Annotated in this window: 1 protein-coding gene; it reads right to left on the reverse strand. The window is 47.3% G+C overall.

Features of this window, described 5'->3' with window-relative positions; genetic code table 11:
• Positions 1–5,438 (reverse strand): beta strand repeat-containing protein (locus tag B0G85_RS10165; protein WP_157799325.1); only part of this gene is annotated, 5,438 nt, incomplete at both ends.

Raw genomic sequence — 5,438 nt, forward strand, 5'->3', positions numbered from 1 at the left:
TTCGTACCCGTGAGGATCACAGTATTACTACCAGCTTGAGTCAGACTACCGCTACCGGTCATGTCATTGGCTACGGTCATGGCATTAGTGCGATTTAGTATCAGCGTGCCGTTATTGGTCACTTCCCCAGTACCTAAGGTACCAGTAGTACTGGCATTACCAATTTGTAGAGTAGCGCCACTGTTGATGGTGGTAGTACCAGTGTAAGTATTAGCACCAGTCAGAACTTGACTGCCGCCAGCAATCACTAGATTACCGTTCGTACCGTTGATGGCTCCAGCAAAAGTATTCGCTGCGGTAGTGATGGTTAAGGTTTTTGCCCCTAAGGCAACCACGCCAGAACTGTTGCCAGCTAAGCTGACAATCGAGACACTGCTACCGGAGATGGCGCTGATATCGAAGGCGGCATCGACCGTAATGGCTGAGGAAGCAGCTATGGCACCGTTACCAGTCAAGTACAAGGTACCTGCAGTAATTGAAGTAGCACCGGTATACCCACTGGCAGCTGATAACGTTAATGAGCCATTACCAGATTTACTGAGACTTCCACTGCCTGTATTGATTGCGCTAGAAATTGTGGTGTTACCAACTCCAGTGACGGTCAATGCAATATTGCTTGCACCCACGCTACCATCCACACTCAAAGTACCGCCACTAGAAACGCTCAAAGTGGTTGGTGCCGCTAGGGTAATAGAAGTATCTAAATCACCGATAATACTTGCTCCACCCAGTACATAGGTGCCGGCAAGAACAATGCCACTAGGGGCCGTTGCGGTGATACCGCCTGTATAGGTCTGCGATCCACCACTCGCACCAAGCGTGAGGCTGCCAGTATTATTAAAGGTCACTGCACTAGTAATGGTGCCCGTAGTGCCCACTAATGCCACTTGATTGACAGAAGAGGCAACCGTAAGTTGATTAGCAGTTACTGCCCCAGTAAATCGTGCTGTACCGCCAATATTTTCTAATGCCAACGTACCGGTGCCAGAGAAGGTAGATCCAGTGACGTTCGCACCGGCAATTGAACTTCCCGTAGAAAGTGTCAGGTTATAAGTTGAGCCAGTAACCGCTCCTAAGGTAATTGTTCCAGCGCTACTGATTGCATTGGTGTTGAGTATTGTATTTGCTCCCAACGTCACTGGACCCAATACTATCGCTTGATCAGTTGTATTAATCGTCCCTTTTAAGGTGCTCACTGAAGGTGCAGTTGCTGTAATACCACCAGCATAGGTTTGAGTACCGCCACTAGATCCCAGAGCTAAAGTACCAGTATTATTAAAGGTTACCGCATTGCTAATGCTCGTACCCGAGGCGTTCAGTCCAAGGTTATAGCCGCCAGCAGCAAGTGAAAGGGTTGAGGTCGTTATAGCACCATTAAAGGAGACTGTTCCAGTAGTAGCACTAATCACAATGCTATTTACAGTGCTCACAGTAGATCCAAAGATGGCTCCACCGCTATTAGTTAAAGTCAGAGTACCAATATCGGTTCCAATTGCGCCAGTAATGCTGATCGCACCTGTATTGTTAATCACCACATTAGAGCTAGCACCACCAGCTGTTCCAGTGATTGAGGCTACAGTAATAGATCCAGACTTACCGCCACCTAAGTACAAAGTCACTCCATCACCTAAGATCACATTATTTAAAGTAATCGAGGAGGTTCCAAAGTCGAAAGTACTGGTAGAGCCCAAGAAGCTGGTGGTTCCACCCATATTAAATGAGCAATCAATTCCGGCAACGCATTGACTTGGATTGCCTGCAGTAAAGGTACCCAGCAAAATATTATTACCAGTGATGTGGGTAATACCGCGGGAGAAAGTCATTACATCCGAGGTGGCATTACCAAAGTAAACATCCCCTGTAGTATTGAGTGTGACTGCACTCGTAACGTCGGTAGTAGAGCCATAGAACTTGATGTCGGCAGTACTACCAATAGCATTGGTCATAGCACCAGCATAAAGATTGTGAGCAAATTCAAGAGTGCCCGAACTATTGGTAATGACCAAGGTACCAATTCGGTCTCCATTAGCACCCAGCGCACCAGCAAAAGTAATTCCACCAGAATTAGTAATCCTCAATGTGCCAATATCGGTACCAATTGCTCCACTAACAGTTACCGCAGCAGTAGTATTGATCGTGAGGTTAGAGGTAGCTCCGTTGAGTGTTCCGGAGATAGAACTTAAGGTCATGGGTGTTGCAGCGCCAGCACCTAAGGTTAAGGTATAGCCATCATCCAGCGTGACTGCCCCTAATGTAATTCGCCCAACTCCAGGACTCAGAGTGGCGCTAAACATAAAGCGCGTTGGCACATTAATATAAATAGGACTTGCCGTAGCGGATAAACTTTGCGCCTTTACAGTCACCCCAGAAGAATGAGCAATCGATACACCTCCAAGGAAATTAAAGACATCAGAAGCATGATCTCCTAGGGCAATGGCGCCGGTATTGTAAAAATTGGCTGCATCACTAATCGTAGTGGTACCTGCTGCACCTGTAATATTGTTTAGAGTGATTGCAAAGGCGTTGGTGCCGCCACTCTGCCCTACTACTAGAGCTTGCGCAACAATTGTTCCGTTCACCGTGATTGCTCCGGTTTGCGCGCTATCTCCCAGCGTGAGAGCACCTATTCGAGTGCTTGATCCTACTAAACCAGTAATCGTGATCGTACCGCCTTTAGATAGGAGGGTTAAATCTTGTAAGCCAGCACTACTTCCTTGAATGGGGCCATTCATGGCAATATTTGCACCACTACCTGCGTCCGCATAAGTATTAATCAATGCGCTTGCAGATAATGTCACTGTCTTGCTTGTAGCGCCTAATGACACTGCAGTGCTATTCGTATTGAGCGTTCCAGCTAAGGTGATAGCAGAAGGAGCTGTGGCTGTTAGGCCACCCGTAAAGATCAAGGTTCCGCCACTTGCTCCCAGAGCAAGCGTGCCGGTGTTACTAAAGGTCACCGCATTGGCGATCGTGCCGGTCGTAGCGTTCAAGGCTAGGTTATAGGCTTGCGCTGCAGTATTGAGAGTAGTCGCTGTTAAGGCACCATTAAAGGTAATCGCACCGGTGGTGTTGGTCAGGGTGACGGTGCTAGCGTCTACTGCTCCACTAAAGGTCGTACCACCGGAGTTGGTGATGGTCAGGGTGCCGATGTCGGTGCCAATAGTGCTAGAGATACTGACAACACCGGTGGTATTAATCGTGAGGTTTGATGTGCCAGCAGTGCCTGCTACTGATGACAAGTTGATTGCATTGGCTCTGCCGGTACCTAGTGTCAGAGTAGCGTTATCAACCAGTGTGAGAGCACCTAAGGTCATTGCACCAGTAGAAGTACCACCAATCGTAGAAGTACCACCAATCGCTACTGCACTATCGCTATCACCTAAAGTAATGAGGCCTGTTCCTGCTGCGGTCACAGTACCGTTTACGGTTACTGCACTTGGTGCTGTAGCAATCAAGCCACCCGTAAAGTTCAGAGTATCACTGCCATTACCTAAAGTAACGGTACCGGTGTTATTAAAGGTAGTAGCACCAGCAATCGTATTGGTAGTGCCATTCAGAGCGACGTTATAAGCAGCTGATCCGGCACCGACAGTCATACCGGTAGTCAAGGTGAGGCTATCGCTAAAGGTGACGGTATTACCTGAAGTGGTATTTGTAATTGCTAAGGTAGCAGCACTGACTGCCCCACTAAAGGTCGTACCACCCGAGTTGGTGATGGTCAGGGTGCCGATGTCGGTGCCAATGGTGCTAGAGACACTGACAACACCAGTGGTGTTAATCGTAAGGTTCGATACTCCATTGTTTGCTGTACCGGCAACTGATGACAAGTTGATTGCATTGGCAATGCCGGTACCCAATGTCAGAGTAGCGCCATCGGCTAGTGTGGTGGCGCCTAGGGTGATGGTGCCAGTGGAAGTACCGCCAATGGTAGAAGATCCATTAATTGTTGTTAAGGCTAAAGCACCACTAAAGGTAATCGTACCGGTGGTATTAGCAAGGGAAACTACTCCCGCACTCACTGCTCCACCAAAGGTGGCAGTTCCGGAGTTAGTGATGGTGAGGCTACCGATGTCGGTGCCGATAGTAGTTGTGACTGCGACTACTCCAATTGAATTGATCACCACATAGGATGGTGTATTTAGAGCAGTGCCGACAATTGAGTTAATAGTGATGCTTGCGGGACCGCCATTACCAAGTGTGAGGGTGACACCATCAGCCAAAGTGATATTACCCAATATGACTGCATCAGAGGGGTTTACGTAAGTGGTATCTGCACTTAATGTGAGGCCACGACTGGCGCCTAAGTTGTATCCATAGGTTGTATCCATAGATCCAACAACTGTATTCCCTGTACCGGCGAGTATTAGCTCATAAAGGGCAATAGTACTTCCTAGATTTCCTAAGGTGATGGTTCCTGATCCATTAGAAATCGTTAAAGAATAGGTACCAGCCGCAGTGCCCGTACCACCATCAATTGTTCCTAAGGTGATATTTGCATTGGTCGCTGTAATCGTTGGGTTATAGAATAATTGTGTAGTCCGTGATGTTCCTTTTAGATTGATGGCACCGGTGGTTGTAATGTCACCACGCAATTGATTTATGCCTGTACCAAATAGAGTCAGGCTAGCTAAGCTAGTACTTTGTCCAAGCGCACTGAGATCAATAGTTCCAGAGCCATTACTAATATTGAGTGCGTATGCTCCATTAGTATTTCCAACAGTAATGGTTCCATTGGAACTACTTGTCAAGGTCGTTGCTACTACCAGTGTGTTTGTTCTGGATGTACCTTTAAGATCAATTGCGCCCACAGCACTTATGGCGCTAGTTAAGGTGTTGTTACCAGATCCCTGTAATACGAGTGAACTGATTGGTGTAGTGCCACCCAATATCCCACCAAAACTAATCGCGCCACTACCTGCATTAACTGTTAATGCTTGAGCTCCATTAATAGTAGTTGTTGAGCCACTAAAGCTAATGTCAGCATCGATGGATGTCAGTGTAATGGGGCCGGTTGATAAGGTAATGGGGCCTGTGTAGGTTTGTGTACCTGCACCAGAAGTCATGTTCTGAGAAATCGTGTAGCCAGATGTACCGCTCAAGGCAAGATTACCGGTAGTGGTAATGCCTACCGTTGTCACTGAACCCACTGTATAAGCAGTATTTTGAGCAAAACTTAAGATGCCAGTATCAGCGGCCAGTGTGGTGATGGTATTGCTTGTTCTCACTAAATTGTGAGTTCCAGATCCTAGTAAGCGCAAACTAGTAGCGCTAATATTTTGACTCTGCGTTACCGTACCCGTAGTGCTGAGGGTGAGATTACCAATAGTAGTTAGGCCCACTGTGTTGACAGTACCAATAGCAAAGCCACTATTTTCTAAGAATGAGACTGTGCCGGTATTACCGGCTAAGGTGGTAATCGCGTTTGCCGTATCCGTTAA

The organism is Polynucleobacter brandtiae (genome assembly GCF_002797575.1).
In the GTDB taxonomy this organism is placed as follows: Bacteria; Pseudomonadota; Gammaproteobacteria; order Burkholderiales; family Burkholderiaceae; genus Polynucleobacter; species Polynucleobacter brandtiae.